This window comes from Sphingobium sp. B11D3B (assembly GCF_025961735.1).
Classification (GTDB): domain Bacteria; phylum Pseudomonadota; class Alphaproteobacteria; order Sphingomonadales; family Sphingomonadaceae; genus Sphingobium.
Genome location: NZ_JAOQOF010000001.1, coordinates 1,523,602 through 1,543,548 on the forward strand (window position 1 = coordinate 1,523,602; position 19,947 = coordinate 1,543,548).

At 65.8% G+C, this 19,947-nt stretch carries 20 protein-coding genes; 11 read left to right on the plus strand and 9 right to left on the minus strand.

The window, feature by feature from the left end:
* Positions 1 to 81: 81 nt before the first annotated feature.
* From gatA to M2333_RS07230, 3 genes are all read right to left on the minus strand, one after another.
* Complete coding sequence (gene gatA, locus M2333_RS07220; protein ID WP_264611307.1) at positions 82 to 1,563, minus strand: Asp-tRNA(Asn)/Glu-tRNA(Gln) amidotransferase subunit GatA; 1,482 nt, start codon at positions 1,561 to 1,563, stop codon at positions 82 to 84.
* Between the two features lie 121 nt (positions 1,564 to 1,684).
* Positions 1,685 to 1,972 (minus strand): Asp-tRNA(Asn)/Glu-tRNA(Gln) amidotransferase subunit GatC, encoded by a 288-nt coding sequence (gene gatC, locus M2333_RS07225; RefSeq protein WP_264572525.1) that lies wholly within the window; start codon positions 1,970 to 1,972, stop codon positions 1,685 to 1,687.
* 33 nt (positions 1,973 to 2,005) lie between these two features.
* Positions 2,006 to 3,823 (minus strand): DUF4153 domain-containing protein, encoded by a 1,818-nt coding sequence (locus M2333_RS07230; protein ID WP_264611308.1) that lies wholly within the window; start codon positions 3,821 to 3,823, stop codon positions 2,006 to 2,008.
* A 180-nt stretch (positions 3,824 to 4,003) separates the two neighbouring features.
* Here M2333_RS07230 and M2333_RS07235 point away from each other — a divergent pair, with 180 nt between their 5' ends.
* From M2333_RS07235 to M2333_RS07255, 5 genes are read left to right on the plus strand one after another with little or no spacing between them, the layout of a single operon-like run.
* Positions 4,004 to 5,116: a DUF3089 domain-containing protein gene (locus tag M2333_RS07235; protein WP_264611309.1), complete on the plus strand. Its 1,113-nt coding sequence runs from the start codon at positions 4,004 to 4,006 to the stop codon at positions 5,114 to 5,116.
* Positions 5,116 to 5,592 (plus strand): Holliday junction resolvase RuvX, encoded by a 477-nt coding sequence (ruvX, locus tag M2333_RS07240; protein WP_181561379.1) that lies wholly within the window; start codon positions 5,116 to 5,118, stop codon positions 5,590 to 5,592. Before M2333_RS07235 ends, ruvX begins: the two co-directional genes overlap by 1 nt.
* Before the next feature lie 7 nt (positions 5,593 to 5,599).
* Complete coding sequence (locus M2333_RS07245) at positions 5,600 to 5,890, plus strand: DUF1294 domain-containing protein (protein ID WP_264611310.1); 291 nt, start codon at positions 5,600 to 5,602, stop codon at positions 5,888 to 5,890.
* Between the two features lie 49 nt (positions 5,891 to 5,939).
* Complete coding sequence (locus M2333_RS07250; RefSeq protein WP_264572521.1) at positions 5,940 to 6,929, plus strand: aspartate carbamoyltransferase catalytic subunit; 990 nt, start codon at positions 5,940 to 5,942, stop codon at positions 6,927 to 6,929.
* Positions 6,920 to 8,143, plus strand: a complete 1,224-nt coding sequence (locus M2333_RS07255; RefSeq protein ID WP_264611311.1) for a dihydroorotase — start codon at positions 6,920 to 6,922, stop codon at positions 8,141 to 8,143. The genes M2333_RS07250 and M2333_RS07255 overlap by 10 nt, the downstream gene beginning before the upstream one ends.
* A gap of 21 nt (positions 8,144 to 8,164) precedes the next feature.
* Here M2333_RS07255 and M2333_RS07260 read toward each other — a convergent pair whose 3' ends face one another.
* The 4 genes from M2333_RS07260 to serB all read right to left on the minus strand — a co-directional run bounded on the left by M2333_RS07260 (position 8,165) and on the right by serB (position 11,886).
* Positions 8,165 to 9,592: an SPOR domain-containing protein gene (locus M2333_RS07260; RefSeq protein WP_264611312.1), complete on the minus strand. Its 1,428-nt coding sequence runs from the start codon at positions 9,590 to 9,592 to the stop codon at positions 8,165 to 8,167.
* Positions 9,593 to 9,615: 23 nt separating this feature from the next.
* Positions 9,616 to 10,155 carry a hypothetical protein gene (locus M2333_RS07265; protein ID WP_264611313.1) on the minus strand — a complete coding sequence of 180 codons (540 nt, stop codon included), beginning with the start codon at positions 10,153 to 10,155 and terminating at the stop codon, positions 9,616 to 9,618.
* 14 nt (positions 10,156 to 10,169) lie between these two features.
* On the minus strand, positions 10,170 to 10,877 hold the full coding sequence (locus M2333_RS07270; protein ID WP_181561377.1) for a ParA family protein: 708 nt from the start codon (positions 10,875 to 10,877) through the stop codon (positions 10,170 to 10,172).
* Between the two features lie 100 nt (positions 10,878 to 10,977).
* Positions 10,978 to 11,886 (minus strand): phosphoserine phosphatase SerB, encoded by a 909-nt coding sequence (gene serB / locus M2333_RS07275; RefSeq protein WP_264611314.1) that lies wholly within the window; start codon positions 11,884 to 11,886, stop codon positions 10,978 to 10,980.
* On the opposite strand from serB, the gene miaA reads away from it, so the two are divergent.
* The 6 genes from miaA (at position 11,885) to ilvC (ending at position 18,263) form a co-directional block, all read left to right on the plus strand.
* Positions 11,885 to 12,838 carry a tRNA (adenosine(37)-N6)-dimethylallyltransferase MiaA gene (gene miaA, locus M2333_RS07280; RefSeq protein ID WP_264611315.1) on the plus strand — a complete coding sequence of 318 codons (954 nt, stop codon included), beginning with the start codon at positions 11,885 to 11,887 and terminating at the stop codon, positions 12,836 to 12,838. The two genes, serB and miaA, sit on opposite strands and share 2 nt — an antisense overlap.
* Positions 12,839 to 12,967: 129 nt before the next feature.
* A complete protein-coding gene (locus M2333_RS07285; protein WP_264611316.1) occupies positions 12,968 to 14,173 on the plus strand; it encodes a collagen-binding domain-containing protein in 1,206 nt (401 codons plus the stop codon).
* Between the two features lie 243 nt (positions 14,174 to 14,416).
* Positions 14,417 to 16,162 carry an acetolactate synthase 3 large subunit gene (locus M2333_RS07290; protein WP_264611317.1) on the plus strand — a complete coding sequence of 582 codons (1,746 nt, stop codon included), beginning with the start codon at positions 14,417 to 14,419 and terminating at the stop codon, positions 16,160 to 16,162.
* Positions 16,162 to 16,524 (plus strand): hypothetical protein, encoded by a 363-nt coding sequence (locus M2333_RS07295; RefSeq protein WP_264576072.1) that lies wholly within the window; start codon positions 16,162 to 16,164, stop codon positions 16,522 to 16,524. Before M2333_RS07290 ends, M2333_RS07295 begins: the two co-directional genes overlap by 1 nt.
* Before the next feature lie 49 nt (positions 16,525 to 16,573).
* A complete protein-coding gene (ilvN, locus tag M2333_RS07300) occupies positions 16,574 to 17,086 on the plus strand; it encodes an acetolactate synthase small subunit (protein WP_264586963.1) in 513 nt (170 codons plus the stop codon).
* 157 nt (positions 17,087 to 17,243) lie between these two features.
* A complete protein-coding gene (gene ilvC / locus M2333_RS07305) occupies positions 17,244 to 18,263 on the plus strand; it encodes a ketol-acid reductoisomerase (protein WP_181559289.1) in 1,020 nt (339 codons plus the stop codon).
* A 58-nt stretch (positions 18,264 to 18,321) separates the two neighbouring features.
* On the opposite strand, the gene M2333_RS07310 is transcribed toward ilvC, so the two are convergent.
* Both M2333_RS07310 and M2333_RS07315 read right to left on the minus strand, forming a co-directional pair.
* Positions 18,322 to 18,861, minus strand: coding sequence for a mismatch-specific DNA-glycosylase (locus tag M2333_RS07310; RefSeq protein ID WP_264611318.1), 540 nt, complete (start codon positions 18,859 to 18,861; stop codon positions 18,322 to 18,324).
* Between the two features lie 83 nt (positions 18,862 to 18,944).
* On the minus strand, positions 18,945 to 19,946 hold the full coding sequence (locus M2333_RS07315) for a TerC family protein (RefSeq protein WP_264586961.1): 1,002 nt from the start codon (positions 19,944 to 19,946) through the stop codon (positions 18,945 to 18,947).
* Position 19,947 lies beyond the last annotated feature (1 nt).

A 19,947-nucleotide genomic window follows, 5' to 3' on the forward strand; every position in this document is an offset into this window, starting at 1 on the left:
GTATTCCCGCGAAGGCAGGAATCCAGGGGAGTGCAGCCCTTGGCTGCCCTGGGCTCCTGCCTGCGCAGGAGCACGAAACATCTACCACCACGCCTCAGGCCGGGCGGTGAAGCCCGCCCGTTGCTCAATGGCGAAACCCGCGTTCAGCACCGCTTGCTCATCGAAGGCCGGACCGATGATCTGCAGGCCGAGCGGCAGCCCGTCCTTGCTGAGCCCGCCGGGCACGGACATGGCGGGGAGACCCGCCAGCGAGGCCGGCACCGCGAACACGTCGTTCAGATACATTTTCAGCGGATCGTCGACATTCTCGCCGAGGGCGAAGGCTGCGCTGGGCGCGGTGGGCGCGAGGATGACGTCGCAGGTCTCGAAAGCCTTGGCGAAATCCTGCGCGATCAGCGCCCGCACCTTCTGCGCCTGCGTGTAATAGGCATCGTAGAAGCCCGCCGAGAGCACATAGGTGCCGATGATGATGCGGCGCTTGACCTCCGGGCCGAAGCCGGCGGCGCGCGTCGCGGCATACATATCCTGCAGGTTCGCGCCATCGGGCAGATCGCGCAGGCCATAGCGCACGCCATCATAGCGCGCGAGATTGGACGAGGCTTCCGCCGGGGCGATGATGTAATAAGCCGGCAGAGCATATTTGCTGTGTGGCAGCGAGACCTCGACGATCTCGGCGCCGGCATCCTTCAGCCAGGCAATGCCATCGTCCCACACCCGCGCGACATCGGCATCGAGACCCTCGACGCGATATTCCTTGGGAATGCCGATGCGCTTGCCCTTGAGATCGCTTGACAATCCAGCTTCCCACTGCGGCACCGGCAGGTTGAGCGAGGTCGAGTCCTTCGCGTCAAAGCCGGCCATATTCTCGAGCAGGATCGCGCAGTCGCGCACGTCCTGCGCCATCGGCCCGGCCTGATCGAGCGAGCTGGCAAAGGCGATGATGCCCCAGCGTGAGCAGCGGCCATAGGTCGGCTTGATACCGGAAATGCCGGTGAAGGCCGCAGGCTGGCGGATCGACCCGCCGGTATCCGTACCCGTCGCCGCCGGGCAGAGCCGTGCGGCAATCGCCGCCGAGCTGCCGCCCGAGGAGCCGCCCGGTGCCAGCGCGGCATTGCTGCCGTCATTGCGCCGCCAGGGCGAGATCACATTGCCGAAATAGCTCGTCTCGTTGGACGACCCCATGGCGAACTGATCGAGATTGAGCTTGCCGAGCATCCCCGCGCCGGCATCCCACAGCTTCTGCGAGACGGTGGACTCGTAGGTGGGCGTGAAGCCTTCCAGCATGTGGCTGGCGGCGGTCGTCTGCACGCCCTCGGTGCAGAACAGGTCCTTCATGCCGATGGGCACGCCGGAAAGCGGCTTGAGCGTGCCGGCGGCGCGATCCTTGTCCGCCTGATCGGCGGCAGACAGCGCATGCTCGGGCGTCTCGACGATGAAGGCGTTGAGCGCCTTGGCGGCGGCGACATTGGCGTTGAAGGCCTCGGCGACTTCTCGCGCGGAGAAGTCACCAGCACGGAAGCCATCGCGGATCTGCGCGACAGTGAGGTTGGTCAGATCGGTCACGATCCCGCTCCGTTCGCCCTGAGCTTGTCGAAGGGCTGCTTGTTGAGTCTCTCGTTTCTGGATCCCGGATCGGTCGCCGCTACGCGGCTGTCCGGGATGATCGAATGATGCCGTCCCGTCATCATTCGATCACCTTAGGCACGGCGAAAAAGCCATGTTCGGCCTGAGGCGCATTGGCCAGCACCTTGTCGCGGACATTGCCATCGGTCACGGCGTCCTCGCGCAGGCGCAGCGTGTTGGGGATGACGGCGGTCATCGGCTCGACGCCGGTCACGTCCACCTCGCCCAGCTGCTCCACCCAGTGGAGAATGCCGTTGAGTTCGGGCACCAACGCCTGCGCTTCATCCTCGCTGACAGCGAGGCGCGCGAGGCTGGCGATCTTTTTTACGGTTGTCAGGTCTACGCTCATGGCAGCGCGCGCTAGCACTGGCTCCGGCGGTCATCAAGGCGCTTCCGCCGTTTCGGCCCCATTGGCGGCCGTCGACAGCGGTTCGCCGACCGGTTCGCCTCCGATGTAGAGCTGTCGCGCCATCACCGGGCGGAGGTCAACGGCGCCGGCGCGGATCTGCGCGACCAGCCGGCGGGCCGCGTCACCCTGGGCGAGATAGCGGCTCTGATTGGTCCATTCGCCATTCTCCTGCCGGATGAGGCGCACGGTTGGGGCACAATCGCCGCATTCCGGAGCGGGCAGCTTCACAACGATCGCCAGATCCTCGCCCGGCACATAATGCAACAGGCACGGACCGGCCTCCTCGCAGGCATCATATTGCACCAGCCGCTTGCGCAGCGCTGGCGGCAATTCGACCGGGATGGGCAGGATCGTCAGCCGCTCGTCCAGCAATTCGCCACTGCGCGCGGCGACGACCATAGGCGGCACAGCCCAGCGGTCGGTCAGCTTCATCGTCTCGGCGGCATGACGGCGGATCGTCGCGTCCGCCGAGCCACTCGCCAGCCGTCGAATCGCGGCACGCCCCTCCGGCCCGAAATCGAACCACAAGGCACGGTAATCGAACTTGTCCGGCGCCACCTGCCCGCCCGCGAGGCGCTGGAGCTGGTGCGCAGTCGCGATCCGCTCGAAGCCGAAGATCGGCGTGGAGAGCAGCAGCGCAATACCGGCGATCACGAATACGAGCATGCGATTGGTCCGCCGCAGCCGCGCAAACCAGCCGCGTGCACCGAGGATGGCGACAGCATAGGCAATGGCGGTGATGCTCGCCACGATCAGAAAGGCCAGCGCCCACAGCCGCTCGGGCGTCAGGCCATGTTGATGGATGCGCAGGCCCGAGGAGAAGACCGCAATCCCCACCATCGGCAGCAGGAACAGGCCGAGCGCCGCCGCGCTGGCGCCCAGCAACACCGAGCGGGTTTCCTCAAGGGCCGTATCGCCCACCACCGCATTGGCGAGAAACAGCGCCAGCACAGCTCCGGCCAGCATGATCGGCGTCGTGCCGCCCGTCGCCCAAAGCGGCTCCAGGCCGGTGACGGGCAAGGCCGCGAGAAAGATGCCGATCGCCAGCGCCACCACCGGCGCCAGCACGCGCAGCACCAGCATGGCGACGCGCTGCAGGGCGGCGATGATCGCCCCGCGATCCTGCAACAGCCCAAGCGCCGCGCCGAACGCGGCGCCGCACAGCATGGCGACCACCGCAGACTCGCGCAGGGCATCGCGCAGGAAGGGGAGCTTCACCAGCATGAACATCTGCGCCAGCAAATGCGCGATGCCGAAGCTGAGCAGCATGAACAGCCCGCTCGCGCCGATCAGCAGCGCATTCGTCCACAAATGGCCGTGGACATCCTCATAATGAATGGCTTGGCGCGACCATGCCCGCACCGCGCGCGGCGAGACGCCGGCCGGCGCTGAGGGCGCGCCGCCGGCCAGACTGCGGTCCTGCGCCGCCTGAAACAGCACCAGCAGCGCAGCCGCGGCGATGGCGCCGCAGACGAGATGCCAGAGATCGACGCTCGACCCGTGCCCGGGCACGCCGTTCCACAGAAAGACGCCGCCACCGATGAGGCCGCAGATCAGCGCCACGACAAACGCCGCGACAGGTCGCCGCCGGCGCCAACTGAGGCCAAAGGCGAGAGCGGCGGTCGAAAGGAACATGGGCAGCGCGGCGATCACCCGCCGCAGAAACTCAGGTTCGATGGGCGCAGGATCGGAAAACCGGTCGATCGCCAGACCGACAAGCGCGCCGAGCACACACAGCACCCAGGTGCGCAGCGGCCATACCGTCTGCGCCGTCGATGCGTTGCTGGCCATCATCCTGCTCCCCGCCGCGTCCGATCCTGAACCGGTCCGACCTATCACGATCCGCCCGCAAGGCAAATTGGACCTTCGCCTGTTGGACCTTCGCCTGCTGCCTTCGCTTGCCTCGCGGAACCCAAGCGGGCATGAGCCATGCCACTGCCCCGCTTGCCACAGAGATGGAGTCGTGCCCCTTTGGCCCGGAAGTTCCTGTATGTCGTCGCGTTTTTCACAGCCCTGGCGATCGCGGGAATGATCGCCTTCTCTTTCTTCGGCCCTCGGCTGATGCAGAGCGCGCTGGTGCCGCATGTCGGGTTCAGCGAACCGCCTGCCCTCCCCGCCAATTTCTATGCGGGCAGCGATGGATGGATCAGCCGGCCGGACGGGCGCCGCGACGATCCCGCCCGCTGGCAACCGGCCGGGAAGCTTGCAGAGGCGGCGCCTGCCCAGAAGGCGGCGATCTTCTTCGTCCACCCCACCAGCTCGTTCGAGACGCTCCACTGGAACGCGCCGATCAACGACCGCATCGCAAAAGCGCAGGCCGGGCGGTTCGTGCGCATTCAGGCCAGCGCTTTCGCCGGGGCGGGCGATATCTGGGCGCCGCGCTACCGGCAGGCCGTGTTCGGTGCCTTCCTCACCGAAAAGGCAGACGCCGCGCTGGCGCTTGAGCGAGCCTATGCGGACGTGAAGGCCGCCTTCGCACAGTTCCTCGTTGCCAATCCGCAAGGGCCGATCATCCTTGCCGCGCACAGTCAGGGCAGTCGCCACCTGCTGCGGCTGCTGCATGAGGAAGCGGGCAACAGTGCGCTCAAGGCCCGGCTGGTCGCAGCCTATGTCGTCGGCTGGCCAGTCTCCGTGGAGCATGATCTGCCCGCTCTCGGCCTGCCCGCCTGCACGGGGCCGGGCACGACCGGCTGCGTGCTGAGCTGGCAGAGCTTTGCCGCGCCCGCAGACACCTCCGCGGTGGAAGCAACGTTCGACCGCGAGCGTGGATTGGACGGCCAATCGCGCGCCGGGTCGGCCATGCTGTGCACCAATCCGCTCAATGGCGGCGCGGCGCCCGATGCGCCGGGGGATGCCAATCTGGGCGTGCTGCGCGGTGATGGCGAGGCGGCGTCGACCGTGCTGCTCACGCCCGGCGAGATCGGCGCGCGCTGCGCTGGCCGTGGCTTCCTGATGCTGGACAGCGCGCCCAAGCTCGGCACCTTCGTGCTGCCGGGCAATAATTACCACGTTTATGACTATCCCCTGTTCTGGGCGAACATTCGTGCCGATGCGCTTGGCCGATTGGCGGCGTGGCAGCGCTGATGGTCGGGGAAACGCTGATCACGCTCGACAAGGCGTCCTTCGCGCAGGCGCTACCGGCTGGCGGACGCCTGCTCGGGATGGACCTTGGCACCCAGACCATCGGCCTTGCCCTGTGCGATGCCGGCTGGAGCATCGCCAGTCCCGCGCACACGCACAAGCGCGGCAAGTTCAGCAAGGACCGGGACGTGCTCGCCCAGTTCATCGCCCAGCAGTCGGTCAAGGGCCTCGTCATCGGCCTGCCGCTCAATATGGATGGCAGCGAGAGCCCGCGCAGTCAGGCCGCCCGCGCCTTCGCCCGCAACATCGCCGTGCTCGGCCTGCCAGTGCTGCTGTGGGACGAACGCTGGTCCACCGTCGCTGCCGAACGGGCAATGATCGCGCAGGATATGAGCCGGGCCAAGCGCGCCGAAAAGATCGACGCCCACGCCGCCGCCCTCATCCTGCAAGGCGCCATCGACGGCCTGACGATGGGCTGATCGGCGCATGACCGAAACGCACATCATCTGGGGCTGGCTGGTGCTGATCAACCTCATCACCCTTGCCGCCTTCCGCCATGACAAGCAGCGCGCCATCGCCGGGGGACCGCGCGTGCGGGAGCGCGATCTGCTGACCCTGGCGGCGGTCGGCGGCACGATCGGCGCCTGGCTCGCCATGCGGCTCTTCCGGCACAAGACCCGGAAGCGGGATTTCTCCCGCGCGCTGTTCCTCATCGCCGCCGCCCAGTGCGCGCTCATCATCCTGCTCGATCTCAATGCCTGGACGGTCAATGCCTGATACATCAGCGCTTGAGTCCGCCCCGCCGCTCCACTAACGAGGCGCTTTAATGACAATATCGCCCTCTCCCGCCACCGGCCTCATCGGCCGGGACAATTTCCCGCACCGGCATCTGGTGGGAATCGCCAATCTGGCGCCGCATGAAATCCGCTTTCTGCTGGATGAAGCCGAGCAATGGGCCTCGCTCAACCGTGCCGGCAGCCGCAAGCATGATGGGCGCCTCGCCGGCCTCACGCAGATGAACGCCTTCTTCGAGAACAGCACGCGCACGCTGCTCTCCTTCGAGGTTGCGGGCAAGCGGCTGGGCGCGGACGTGGTGAACATGCACGCCGCCCAATCGAGCGTGAAGAAGGGCGAGACGCTCATCGATACCGCCGTGACGCTCAACTCGATGCGCGCCGACGTGATGGTGATCCGTCATATGAGTTCGGGCGCCGTGCAGTTGATCGCCGACATGGTGGATTGCCCCGTGCTCAATGCCGGCGATGGCCGCCACGAGCACCCGACGCAGGCGCTGCTCGACGCGCTGACCATAAGGCGGCGCAAAGGCAGCTTCGAGGGGCTGATCGTCACGATATGCGGCGATATTCTCCACAGTCGTGTCGCCCGCTCCAACATGCTCTGCCTCACGGCTTTGGGCGCGCAGGTGCGTGTCTGCGCGCCGCCGACGCTGATGCCGCCTGCGGTGGAACGCTATCGGGTTACACCGTTCCATGACTTCAACGCCGCGCTGGAAGGTGCGGATGTGGTGATGATGCTGCGCATTCAGAATGAGCGGATGGACGGGGCCTTCATCCCCTCGGCCCGCGAATTTCACGCGCTCTATGGTCTCACGCCCGAGCGGCTGAAGCGCGCCAAGCCGGACGCGATCATCATGCACCCCGGCCCGATGAACCGAGGCGTGGAAATTGTCAGCAGCGTGGCCGACGATCCGGATCGCTCGGCGATCACCGAGCAGGTCGAGATGGGGGTCGCTATGCGCATGGCCTGCCTCGATGTCCTCACCCGCACAGCCCGGGGAGTCGAAGGATGGGCCTGACCGCGATCATCAACGCACGCCTGTGCGATCCGACCGCCAGCGCCCTCTCCGAAGGCACGCTGCTCGTTGAAGACGCGGCGATCGCAGCGGTCGGCGTGGTAAAGGTGCCTGACGGCGCCGAAATCGTCGATGCCAAGGGCATGATCCTCGCGCCGGGCATCATCGATCTGGGCGTGTTCCGCACCGACAAGCCGGCCTTCCACTTCGCCGGCATCACCCGCGCCGCGCTGATGCCGGACCAGTCGCCCGTTCTCGATGAGCCGGGGCTGATCCAGCACGCCGCTCGGGCCGGCAAGCCGGACTTCTGGGTACATCCGCTCGGCGCCGCGACGCGCGGCCTGGAGGGGCGCGAACTGGCGGAAATGGCGCTGATGAAGTCCGCTGGCGCCCGCGCCATCGCGACCGGCCGGCGCTGGATTGCCGACTCAGGCGTGATGCTGCGCGTGCTGCATTATGCTGCCGCGCTCGACCTCGTGGTCATCACCCATGCCGAGGATGGCGGCCTGACGGCCAACGCCGTGGCGACGGATGGCGAAACGGCCTCGCGCCTCGGCCTGCCCAGTGCCCCGGCCAGCGCCGAAGCGATGGCCATTGCGCGGGATATCGCGCTGGCGCGGGAGACGGGCGCACGCCTGCATGTCCGCCTCGTCACCACCGCGGCGGGCTTTGCGCTCATTCGCGCGGCCAAGGCCGAAGGGTTGAAGGTGACCTGCGGCACCAGCCCCTCCTACCTCTTCCTCAACGATGCGGCGGTGAGCGATTTCCGCACCTTTGCACGCCTCTCCCCGCCCCTGCGCGATGAGCGGGACCGGCTTGCCACGATCGAGGCGGTCGCGGATGGCACCGTCGACGTGCTATGCTCGGGCCACGATCCGCGCGGCCCGGAAGACAAGCGCCTGCCCTTTGCGGATGCCCTGCCCGGCATCGCCGGCGCCGAGACGCTGCTGCCGCTTGCCCTCAATCTGGTGCGTGAAGGCAAGATCACTGAGACGCGGATGATGGCCCTGCTCGCGGCCAATCCCGCCGCAATCCTCGGCCTCGACGCGGGACGGCTGGCGCCGGGCGCGCCGGCGGACCTCATCCTCATCGCACCTGACACACCCTGGATCGTCGATTCGGCCAAAATGGCAGCAGCGGCCGGCAATACGCCGTTCGACAAGCTGCCGGTTCAGGGCCGGGCGCGGATGATCATGAAAGGCGGCGTGATCCGCTGAGCGGATCGCCCACCGGCCCCATCACCGCGATGCCAATTTCGACCCGCCGGCCGAGGCGCCGGCGCGCGCCATGCGCGATGCATTGCTGTCATCGCGGCGCACGTAACAAGCCTGCCCCTCGCCGCGCAAAGTCTGGCACAGGGAACCGGCCGCGCCCCGGCTGGCAAAGCCACCCACCGCCACGCGATGGAAGGTGCGCCCATTGACACTCGCGGCGGTAACGATCTCGCGATAGCCAGCCAGACGCGGGTTACGGCGCATATCCTGCCATTTCACCCGCGCCATCGTTGCGCTGTCGAAGGCGCCGAGCTGGATCACCCAGTCGCCCGAAGCGCGACCCGGCCTGGCCAGCAGGACCGGCACCGCGCGAGACGCGTCGGCGATCTTTACCCCCATCGACGGGCTGGATGCAGCCGGCGCAAAGGCAATCTGAGCGATGTCGGGCGCCCTTGGCGCTGGCTGCAGGACCAGCAAAGGCGCTGCTGAGAGGATTTCGGCGGACGGCGCGCCGTAGGGCGCGTTCGCCGGGGACGCGATGGGAGGATTGGCTTTTGCCCGGCCAGCGGGGTCTGAGGACCGGCTCGAGGGCGGGATCGCGACCGATTGAACGGCGGATGCTGCGCGCTCAGCATCGGCCGCTGCCGCAGGTGCAGCCGCTTCAACCGTCTTCGCTGGCGACGGGGCGACAGCCTTTGGGGGCGTCAGTTCCGCAACGGCGGGAAGCTCGAAGCTGCGCAGCGCGAGGCGAGACGGCATCCCGGCATCGTCGGCACGGGGCGCAACCCCAGTCAGGGCAGCCACCCGCGCGCCGGGTTCAGCCTGCGCCACAGCCCGAGACCAGCGCCCGATGCGCTGCTCGGCCTCTTTGGCGGGCAGGTCCTGCCCGGCGATCAGCCGTGCCTGCCCCCAGGCGCCACCCAGCGCCAAGGCAAAGGCGAGGTTCTGCCGCGTCTGTGCCGAGGCGTCAGGTTGGCGCGCGGCGTAAACGAGCGCGCGCACGCCCTCCTGCACGTCGCCAGCCATGGCCATGGCGAGACCATAGTCCGAGGCGGGCAGCGTGGCAGCGTTGTCGGCGAGCAAAGCCTGGGCCGTGCTGTCATTGCCCAGCGCGGTCTCGCACAAGGCCAGGCTGATGATCGTGCGGACATCGCTGTTGCCCAGCGCCATGGCGTCCGTGAACGCCGCCTGTGCCGAGCGATAGCGGCCATTGGCGAGATAGGCACGGCCCAGGAAGACGCGATGGCCTGCAGTAGCCGGGTCGGCGGCGACCAGCGCCTCGGCAAGGTCGAGCGCGTGGGCGAACTTGCGATCCGCGAGCGCTGACTCGATCTTGGGCGAAAGTTGCGCAACCGAGGGCGTCGCGCGCGCGCTATGGGACTGGAGACCCAGCTGTGCGCAGCCGCCCAGCGTCACGCTGGAGAGCGCCACCGTCACCAGCAGTAAAGGCATTTTTACGGAGCGCGCCATATGCCTCACGCCTCCAGTCCCGAGCTGGATTCAATCTCTTCGGCGAGCGCCTGCACATGCGCGTCGGCGGCAATCATCCGGTCCAGCGCCTCGATGAGAAGCTGCTGGGCGGAGCGCTTCGAGACCGCGCTCAGCAGGCGCAGGCGCAGGTGCCTCTCGCTATCGATCCGCAGCGTGAACGCCGCCTTGCGCCCGACGCCCGCCAGACTGGCCGGGCGCTTGGAAGGGACTTTCGGCGGCGTGACGCGCAGGCTGATTTGCTCGGCGAGGGCCAGCATCTGCTGCTTGGCCGGGGAGACCGGCGCCGGGTCGCTCTCGGTCACAGACACATTGGGGTTGATCGGCACCGCAACGTCCGTCCCGGTGGCCGGCGCTAGCATGTGGGGGGCAGCGCCCTCCCCCATGTCATTCCAGCCAAGGTCATCATGGACGGTCGGGGCGGTCGAAAGACCCGGCAGCGCCGGGCGACGCATGGCCGGGCGCGCAGTGCCCCGCCGCGCGAGTAGGCTCGCCGTCAGCGATGCCGCAGGGCGCGGCTCGGTCATGGAATTATCGCGATTCATCCCTGCACCACCCGACGACCGAAGCCCGTCTGGCGCGACATCGCCGCTGCGACATGCGTGGGCGAGAACACCGTCCGCCGGAAATTCCGCTCGAGCCGATCGGCCACATAGCTCCAGAGCTGCTCGACCTCCTGCGCCGAGCGTCCCTTGGGATCGAAGTCCATCACCGTGCGCCCATCGATCATCGAGGACGCAAAATCGGTGCGCTGGTGAATGGTGACCGGTGCCACCGTGCCGTGCTGCGACAGCGCAATCGCGGCTTCCGAGGTGATGCGCGCCCGCGGCGTTGCCGCATTGACCACGAAGATAAGCGGCTTGCCGGCGCGTTCGCACAGGTCGACCGTCGCGCCCACGGCACGCAGATCGTGCGGGCTGGGCCGGGTCGGCACCACAATCAGTTCGGCGACGCCGATGACGCTCTGAATGGCCATGGTGATCGCCGGCGGCGTATCGATGACGGCCAGCTTGAAGCCCTGCTGGCGCAGCGCCTCAAGATCGCCGGCGAGACGCGCGACGCTTGTCTGCGCAAAGGCGGGATAATCGTCGCTGCGCTCGTTCCACCAATCGGAGAGCGAACCCTGCGGATCGATATCGATAAGGACGACCGGCCCCGCGCCAGCGCGCTGCGCCTGAACCGCAAGATGGCCAGACAGCGTGGTCTTTCCCGAACCGCCCTTCTGAGATGCTAGCGCCAATATCCGCACGACATTCCCCCGCTCGATCATGGATCGGGCAAGGAAATCTCACGCTTCCCTCTAAGATTCGGTTAAGTGCACTGCCCGGCCGGCGTAGGCCGCCAGCTGGCTAGCCCGTTACCCACTGCGCCCGAGCGATACCCAGAGCATGCAGCAGGACGCTGAGGTCACCCCGCTCGATGGCGGCATCGGCAGCAGCGCGTGTCTTGGGCTTGGCATGATAGGCAACGCCTAGCCCGGCCGCCTCGATCATCGGAATATCGTTCGCGCCGTCACCGATGGCGATGGACTGCGCGGGCGCCAATCCGTCCTGCTCCACCGCCCTGAGCAGTTCGGCGCGCTTGCGTGCCGCATCGACAATCGGTTCGCCGACCGTGCCGGCGAGCTTGCCGCCCGCGATGTGCAGGGTGTTGGCAATGGCGACATCGAACCCGATCTCCTGCGCCACCGGCTGGGCAAATGGCACGAAGCCGCCGGATACCAGGATCGTGCGCGCGCCGCGTGACCGCAGGGTCTGCACCAGGGCCCGGGCGCCGGGCATAAGCCGCACCCGCTCGACGCGGCAGCGATCGATCATGGTCGCGTCCAGACCCTTGAGCAGTGCGACACGACCGGTCAGCGCCTGCGCGAAATCCAGTTCCCCGCGCATTGCTCGTTCTGTGACCGCCGCGATTTCTTCCTTGAGGCCGGCATAATCGGCCAGCTCGTCGATGCACTCGACGGTGATCATGGTTGAATCCATATCCGCCACGAACAGACGGCAGTCGCGATTGGCCGCCGCGAGCACGAAAAGGTCGGCGGGCGGCGCCAGCGCTTCCAGCGCCGCGCGCGCAACGGCCCGGTCACCGGCGAAGGGCAGGTCGACAGCCTCACCCGCCTCGATCCAGACCGGCGCGGCGACATCGAGACCCGCCTGCGCCAGCGCATCGCGCGCGGCGGTCACGTCCCCCTGCCCAAGTCCGTCATGCGCGACTAAGGTCGCAATCATGTCCCGTCCGTCCGAAATGCCGCCAGCCATGCCTGATCCTGATTCCCTGCCCGAAATGCGCGACCGGGAGCGGCCGCCGGTGGCGCTTATTGCCGGGCCGACCGCCAGCGGCAAGAGCGCAGTCGCGATGCGGCTCGCGCGGGCGACGGGCGGCATCATCATCAATGCCGATGCCAGCCAGGTCTATGCGGACCTGAATGTGCTGACCGCCCGCCCGCCGGAGGAGGACCTCGCGCAGGCCCCGCACCGCCTCTTCGGGCATATCGACGGCATGGAAGATTGCTCGGCCGCGCGCTGGGCGCAGGAGGCCAAGGCGGAAATCCACGCCGCCCATGCGCAAGGCGTTCCGGCCATTCTCGTGGGCGGCACCGGGCTTTATCTGCACACGCTGCTGCACGGCATCGCGCCGGTCCCGGCCATCGATCCGGCGATCCGCGAGGCCGTGCGCGCGCTTCCGGTGGCACAAAGCTATGCCGCGCTGGAATTGGAAGACCCAGTCAGTGCAGGGCGGCTCAATCCGGCGGATACCTCGCGCGTCGCGCGCGCGCTGGAGGTCGTCCGCTCGACCGGGACGCCGCTCCCCCAATGGCAGGCCCGGCGCGAAGGCGGACTTGCGGGACACATGCGCATTCACGGTGCGGTGGTGATGCTCCCGCGCGAGGTGCTCGCCGAACGCGCCGAGCAACGGCTGGACCTCATGCTGGCGCATGGCGCCATCGAGGAGGTCGAAGCGCTCGTTCGCCGTGACATTCCGCCTGATCGACCAGTGCTGCGCGCACTCGGCGTTCGCGAACTCGCCGCGATGCTGGCAGGCCAAATCGACCCGGCGACAGCACGGGCGGCCATCCTCCAGCAGACCATCGCCTATCAAAAGCGGCAGAGGACATGGGCTCGGGGCCGGCAAGCCGCCTGGACGACCATCGATCCGCAGGCTGAGGTGACCATCGAAGACTTCAGCAGCATCGCGCCGGAGACCCATTAACGGCCACCTGCTCGCCTGTGCCAAAACCGGACACGGCTTTCGACGTGGAAGATGAACGCTTCAACGCTCTGACAAATGGTATAAAGGCCGTTCATCTTTCGCCATCCCGCACCGACGGAGACCTGTTTCATGCTCAAGCGTTCGTCTCTTGCCATCGCGCTCGGCCTCGCCGCGTTCGCTAGCGCCCCTGCCCTCGCGTCCGGCGATGCCGCTGCGGGCCTAGAAGCGCTCAAGAACTATAATCTCATCGTGCTGGGTGACGTGAACCTGAAGCATGATGTCGAGGGCAAGATGCTGGTCGGCGGCAACCTGACCGGCACGAGCCAGGTCGGCATCGGCAATTCGAGCCAGGGCCAGACAAAGAATGCCGGTATTCCCGTTCTGACAGTGGGCGGCAATATCACCAATGCCGACATCAAGGTGCATAACGGGTCCAATGGCGGCGTCGGCACTATCGCCAGCGGCGGCAGCGCCTCGGTCGCCGGCAATGTCAGCAACAGCTGGCTGACGATGAACTCGACGCCCCGCACCGTGACGGTCGGCGGCAACTTCACCGGCAGCAATCCCAACATCGGCAATGGCGACGTCTATACGATCGGCGGCAGCTTCTCCGGCGGGACGATCAACCAGAGTGGCGGCACGCTGAATGTCGGCGGCACGGCATCGGGTAATTTCAACGGCGGCACGCGCAACTTCAATCTCGCCTCCGGCAATTCCGGCTATGCGGCCTCAGTCTCGGCACCCATCACGGCGACCGTGACCAAGGTCTCCGACGATGTGCGCGCGCTCTCCACCGCGCTCGCCTCGCTCAACATGGCGAGCAACCCGAGCGGCTTCGATATTACCGGCACGGCCATGACGCTGAACGCCGTAGACAATGGCGCCGGCTATGCGCTGTTCTCCTTCAATGCGGCCGACTTCGCATCGATCAACAGCCTGAAGTACAACTTCTCGGGCACGACGCCGGTCATCATCAATGTGTTCGGCACCGATGTGAACCTGGGCTTCAACTCCAACGGCGCAAATCAGGCGAACAACCAGCAGGTGATCTGGAACTTCGTGAACGCGGAGACGCTCAACTTCTCCGGCAACATTTTTCATGGCTCGGTTCTGGCACCCAGCGCCAGCCTGCTGATCCATACCCCGATCGAAGGCTCGGTCGTGGTCGGGCGCTATACTGATGGCAATGGTGGCGAGATTCACCTCGGCACCTTCAACGGCAACCTCAATCTGGTGCCCGTGCCCGAGCCGTCGACCTGGGCGATGATGATCATGGGCCTGGGGCTGACCGGTCTGGCGATGCGTCGCCGCGCGAAGACCGTCGCCTTCGCCTGACGGCCACGATCTTCATCATCCTTGAAAAGCTGGAACGGCGCTGACTTCGGTCGGCGCCGTTTCCATTTGGACCGCTGGCGGGAGCATGTCCGTCCAATAAAATGTTGCAAATTTTTCAATTATTGTAATTTTATTACTCAATTTTGATTTGACACGGCATTTTATAATCCATAGAGGCACCAACCTTGTCAGGGCAGCTCCTTTCGACCAAGGGCGCTGCTAATGGTTTTCAAGGAGTTTCCCGTGGCCGAGAGAAGCGGCGCCGACATTCTGGTTCAATGCCTGCTCGATCTGGGGGTCGACACCGTGTTCGGCTATCCCGGCGGCGCGGTGCTGCCGATCTATGATACGATCTACGATCACCCGAAGATCCAGCACATTCTCGTCCGCCACGAGCAGGCTGCGGCGCACGCCGCCGAGGGCTATGCCCGTTCGACCGGCAAGCCCGGCGTCGTGCTCGTCACATCCGGCCCCGGCGCGACCAACGCGATCACCGGCATAACCGATGCGCTGATGGACTCCATTCCGATGGTCGTCATCACGGGGCAGGTGCCCACGTCGCTGATCGGCACGGACGCATTTCAGGAAGCCGATACGGTCGGCCTCACGCGCCACTGCACCAAGCATAATTACCTGGTGAAGAGCCCGGCCGATCTGGCCGGTACGGTGCACGAAGCCTTCTATATCGCCACCTCCGGCCGCCCCGGCCCGGTCGTGATCGATATTCCCAAGGACGTGCAGGTTGCCACCGCCGCCTATGAGAAGCCGTCGCTCAACGCCCATCCCAGCTACCGGCCGCAGACCGAGCCGGACGCGGAGATGATCGACAAGGCCGTCGCGCTCATTCTCGATGCCAAGCAGCCTGTCCTCTATACGGGTGGTGGCGTCATCAACTCCGGCCCTGCCGCCAGCGAAGCGCTGCGGGCGCTGGCCGACATGCTCGGCGCACCGGTCACCTCGACGCTGATGGGGCTGGGCGCCTACCCCGCCTCATCGTCGCAATGGCTGGGCATGCTGGGGATGCATGGCACATACGAAGCCAATTTCGCGATGAACAAGGCTGATCTCATTCTGGCGCTGGGTTCGCGGTTCGATGACCGCGTGACCGGCCGGCTGGATGCGTTCGCCCCGCTCAGCAAGAAGATCCATGTCGATATCGACCGCGGCTCGATCAACAAGATCGTGCCGGTGGACGTGCCCGTTGTCGCCGATGTCGGCCGCGCGATCGAGGCGATCATCGCTGGCCTCAAGGCGCGCGGGTTCAAGAAGCCCGATTACAGCGGCTGGTGGTCGCAGATCGACGAGTGGCGCGCACGCAAGAGCCTCGATTATGTCGAGACCGGCGAGGAGATCATGCCGCAGCGGGCCATTGCCGAGCTTTACAACGCGACGCGCGACCGCGACACGATCATCACGACCGAAGTCGGCCAGCACCAGATGTGGGCGGCCCAGCACTATCATTTCGAGGAGCCGAACAAGTGGCTTACCTCGGGCGGGCTCGGCACCATGGGTTATGGCTTCCCGGCCGCGATCGGCGCGCAGCTCGGCAACCCCGATTCGCTGGTGATCGACGTGGCCGGCGATGCCTCGATCCAGATGAACATCCAGGAGCTTGGTACGGCGATCCAGTATCGCCTGCCGGTCAAGATCTTCATCCTGAACAACGAATATATGGGCATGGTTCGTCAGTGGCAGGAACTCACCTATGAGAGCCGCTATTCTCACAGCTACTCGGACAGCCTACCCGATTTCGTGAAGCTGGCCGAAGCCTATGGCGCGACCGGCATCCGCATCGAGACGATGGACGAGCTGATCCCCGGCATCCGCCGGATGATCGACACGCCGGGCCCGGTCATTGTCGATTGCCGGGTGGCCAAGCTCTCCAACTGCTTCCCGATGATCCCGTCTGGCGCGGCGCATACCGACATGCTGCTCGACCCCAGCCAGGTGTCCGGGACGATGGACGACGAGGCCAGGGCACTGGTCTGATGACCCAGCCCGTCCGCCTTCGCCTCCATGTCAGCGAACCGTTCGATTTCGAGCGGCACAATGAGAGTGCCGACCTGTTCGGCACGACGCGCGACCATGGCGACGAGGATGCGGGCGAGTGGGTGATCGAACTGGAAAGCCGGTTTCAGTTCAACGAGCGGGATTATGACAGCGTTCTGGTGTCGCCCCGCTATGTTGGAGAGCCGCTGCGCCGGGTGTTCGATGCGATGCTGGGCGAACCGGTGCGCATCGCCCACCGCACGCCCGAGGGTTGGCATTATGCCATGACCGGCATGCTCTCGGTCGCGCCGCCAGCCAGTGACGGCCCGGCCGGGACGCCAGACGATCCAACCGGTCTCTGACCGACCTGATTTTGAACCCATTGCGATTTCTTGACGAGGACGAAGAGTGATGCACATCCGCCAGGAGGACAGCGAACGCCATGTGCTGTCCGTCACGGTCACCAACGAGGCAGGCATTCTCGCGCGGATCGCGGGCCTGTTTTCGGCACGCGGCTATAATATCGAGAGCCTGACCGTCGCGGACGTGAGCGCGGACCATAAGGTCAGCCGCATCACCATCGTGACCAATGGCCCCCCGCGCGTGATCGACCAGATCATTGCCCAGCTCGAGCGACTTGTGCCGGTGCACAAGGTGACCGACCTCACCGAGATCGGCCCCTTCGTGGAGCGCGAGCTGGCGCTGGTGAAGGTCGCCGGCACCGGCGAGGCGCGCATCGAAGCGCTGCGGCTGGCGGACGTGTTCCGCGCCAAGGTGGTCGACACCACGCTGGAGAGCTTCGTCTTCGAGATCACCGGGCCGAGCAACAAGGTCGATACGTTCGTCGGCCTGATGCGCGAGCTGGGGCTCGTTGAAGTGGGCCGCACCGGCGTTGTCGGGATGCTGCGGGGCGCCGCCGCCTGAATTTCGCCAGTCCACCCCGCAGAAAACCGCGACACCGGCTTGGCTTTGCCGGCTGAAAGGTGCAGGAGCGGTCCGCCGGCGGGGGCCGACACGAAATTTTTTACATGGATGCCGACACAGGTCGGCCCGACGAACTGAAAGAGAAGGGTTCTGGGAAATGCGTGTTTATTACGATCGCGATGCCGATATCGGCCTCATCAAGGGCAAGAAGGTCGCCATCCTCGGCTATGGCAGCCAGGGCCATGCCCATGCGCAGAACCTGCGCGATTCGGGCGTTGCTGAAGTCGCGATCGCGCTGCGTCCCGGCTCGCCCTCGGCTACCAAGGCAGAAGGCGCCGGCTTCAAGGTGCTCGCGAATGCGGATGCTGCCAAGTGGGCCGACGTGCTGATGATCCTCGCGCCCGACGAACATCAGGCCGCCATCTACGAGAACGACATCAAGGGCAATCTGCGCCCCGGCGCCGCGCTGGCGTTCGCGCACGGCCTCAACGTCCACTTCGGCCTCATCGAGCCGCCGGCAGATGTCGACGTGATCATGATCGCGCCCAAGGGCCCGGGCCACACCGTGCGCGGCGAATATGTGAAGGGCGGCGGCGTGCCTTGCCTCATCGCCGTCCATCAGGACGCGACCGGCAATGCCCATGACATCGCCCTCTCCTACGCCTCGGGCGTCGGCGGCGGTCGATCGGGCATCATCGAAACCAACTTCAAGGAAGAGTGCGAGACCGACCTGTTCGGCGAGCAGGCTGTTCTCTGCGGTGGCCTCACCCACCTCATCCAGGCCGGTTTTGAGACGCTGGTAGAAGCCGGTTACGCGCCGGAAATGGCCTATTTCGAGTGCCTCCACGAGGTGAAGCTGATCGTCGACCTGATGTATGAGGGCGGCATCGCCAACATGCGCTACTCGATCTCCAACACGGCCGAATATGGCGACATCACCACCGGTCCGCGCATCATCACCGAAGAGACCAAGTGGGAGATGAAGAAGGTACTGGAGGACATCCAGTCCGGCCGCTTCGTCAAGAACTTCGTGCTCGACAACCGCGCCGGCCAGCCGGAGCTGAAGGCCAGCCGCAAGGCGGCTGCCGCTCACCCGATCGAGCAGACCGGTGCCCAGTTGCGCGCCATGATGCCCTGGATCGGCGCCAACAAGCTGGTGGATCAGGCCAAGAACTAAGCCTTACCGGCATCGCCTAGATATGGGGCGGCGGACCGTTGGTTCGCCGCCCTTTCTCTTACGCGCTGCCATTCACCAGATCGGCCAGCGCCTGCCATGGCGCGATATTCCAGTAACGCCGCGCCGAGCCGGACGGCGAAGGCAGCACGAACAGCCGCGTCCTCCCAATGCGCTCACTCTGTTCGCCCAGCCCGATCCGGCCCGTCGGGCAATCGAGCAGACGGCTGGCGCCAGTCTTGCTGGTGAAGGCGAGGATAGCGGGCTGATAGCACAGCATTTTTTCGCGCAGCACCGCCCCATCCAGCGCGTCGGCCGGCAGCTCGGCATCATTGCCGAAATGACCTTTGGAAAGATCGGTGAGGCCGATGCCCAGATCCAGCAATCGCGGATAATCGCGCGGCGAGATCCGCTCCGGCGTCAGCCCGACCTCGTGCAGCGTGCGCCAGAACAAATTGGTCGGATTGGCATAATAAGCGCGCGCCTGTGCAGACTGGCGTCCGAGCGCCGTTCCGCAGAAGACCAGCCGCAAGCCCGGTGCCAACAGGTCCGGCACGGTGAAGTCTTCCGGTAACGGACCTGATCTCGGCAGTAGCGTCATGGCTCTCATGTAAGCGTGCGCTGAGGGGGTATAAGACCAAAAACGCCTCCCCGTCATGCGGAGAGGCGTTTTTTTGGTTCGCATCACGCGTTCGTAATGCTCGGATTGGGCACCACCGCCGGCTCGCCGCGCGTCTTCCACAAGGAGTAGAACACGCCGCCCGCCAGAATGACGAAGGTGACGCTGAGCGACACCACCGGCGGGATCTTGGCGATGCCGAGCGCATCGGCCAAGACGATCTTGGAGCCGATGAACACCAGCAACAGGCTGAGCGCATATTTGAGGTAATGGAAGCGATGCACCATCGCCGCCAGGGCGAAATACAGCGCGCGCAGGCCCAGAATGGCGAAGATGTTCGAGGTGTAGACGATAAACGGATCGGTGGTGATGGCGAAGATCGCCGGGACCGAGTCTACCGCGAACACCACGTCGACGAACTCGACCATCAGCAGCGCCAGGAACAGCGGCGTCATGTAACGGACCGTCCGCCCTGTCGCACCATCAGGCAGCTTCACCCAGAAATGATGGCCATGCAGCTCCTCCGTCACCCGGAAGCGGCGCTTGATCCACCGGAGCACGGGCGATTTGCCGACCTCATACTCGGCTTCTGCATTGCGCCACATCTTGATGCCGGTGAAGATGAGGAAGGCGGCGAAGACATACAGCACCCAATCCCAGCGCTGAACGGCCGCGGCACCGAAGCCGATCATGAGCGCGCGCAGCACGATGACGCCGAGAATGCCCCAGAACAGCACGCGGTGCTGGTACAGGCGCGGAATGCCGAAATAGGTGAAGATCATCGCGATGACGAAGACATTGTCCATCGCCAGGCTCTTCTCGACCACGAAGCCCGTGACGTAATTCAGGCCCGCCGTCGGCCCAAGCTGCCACCAGATCCAGCCGCCGAAGGCCAGACCAAGCGTGATGTAGAAGGCGGACATGGCGAGGCTCTCGCGCACGCCGATTTCCTTCTCCTCCTTGTGCAGCACGCCCAGATCGAAGACCAGCAGGGCCAGCACAAGGCCCATGAACATGAGCCACATCCACGCCGGCTTGCCGAGCCAGAGAATATCCAGAACTTCCATG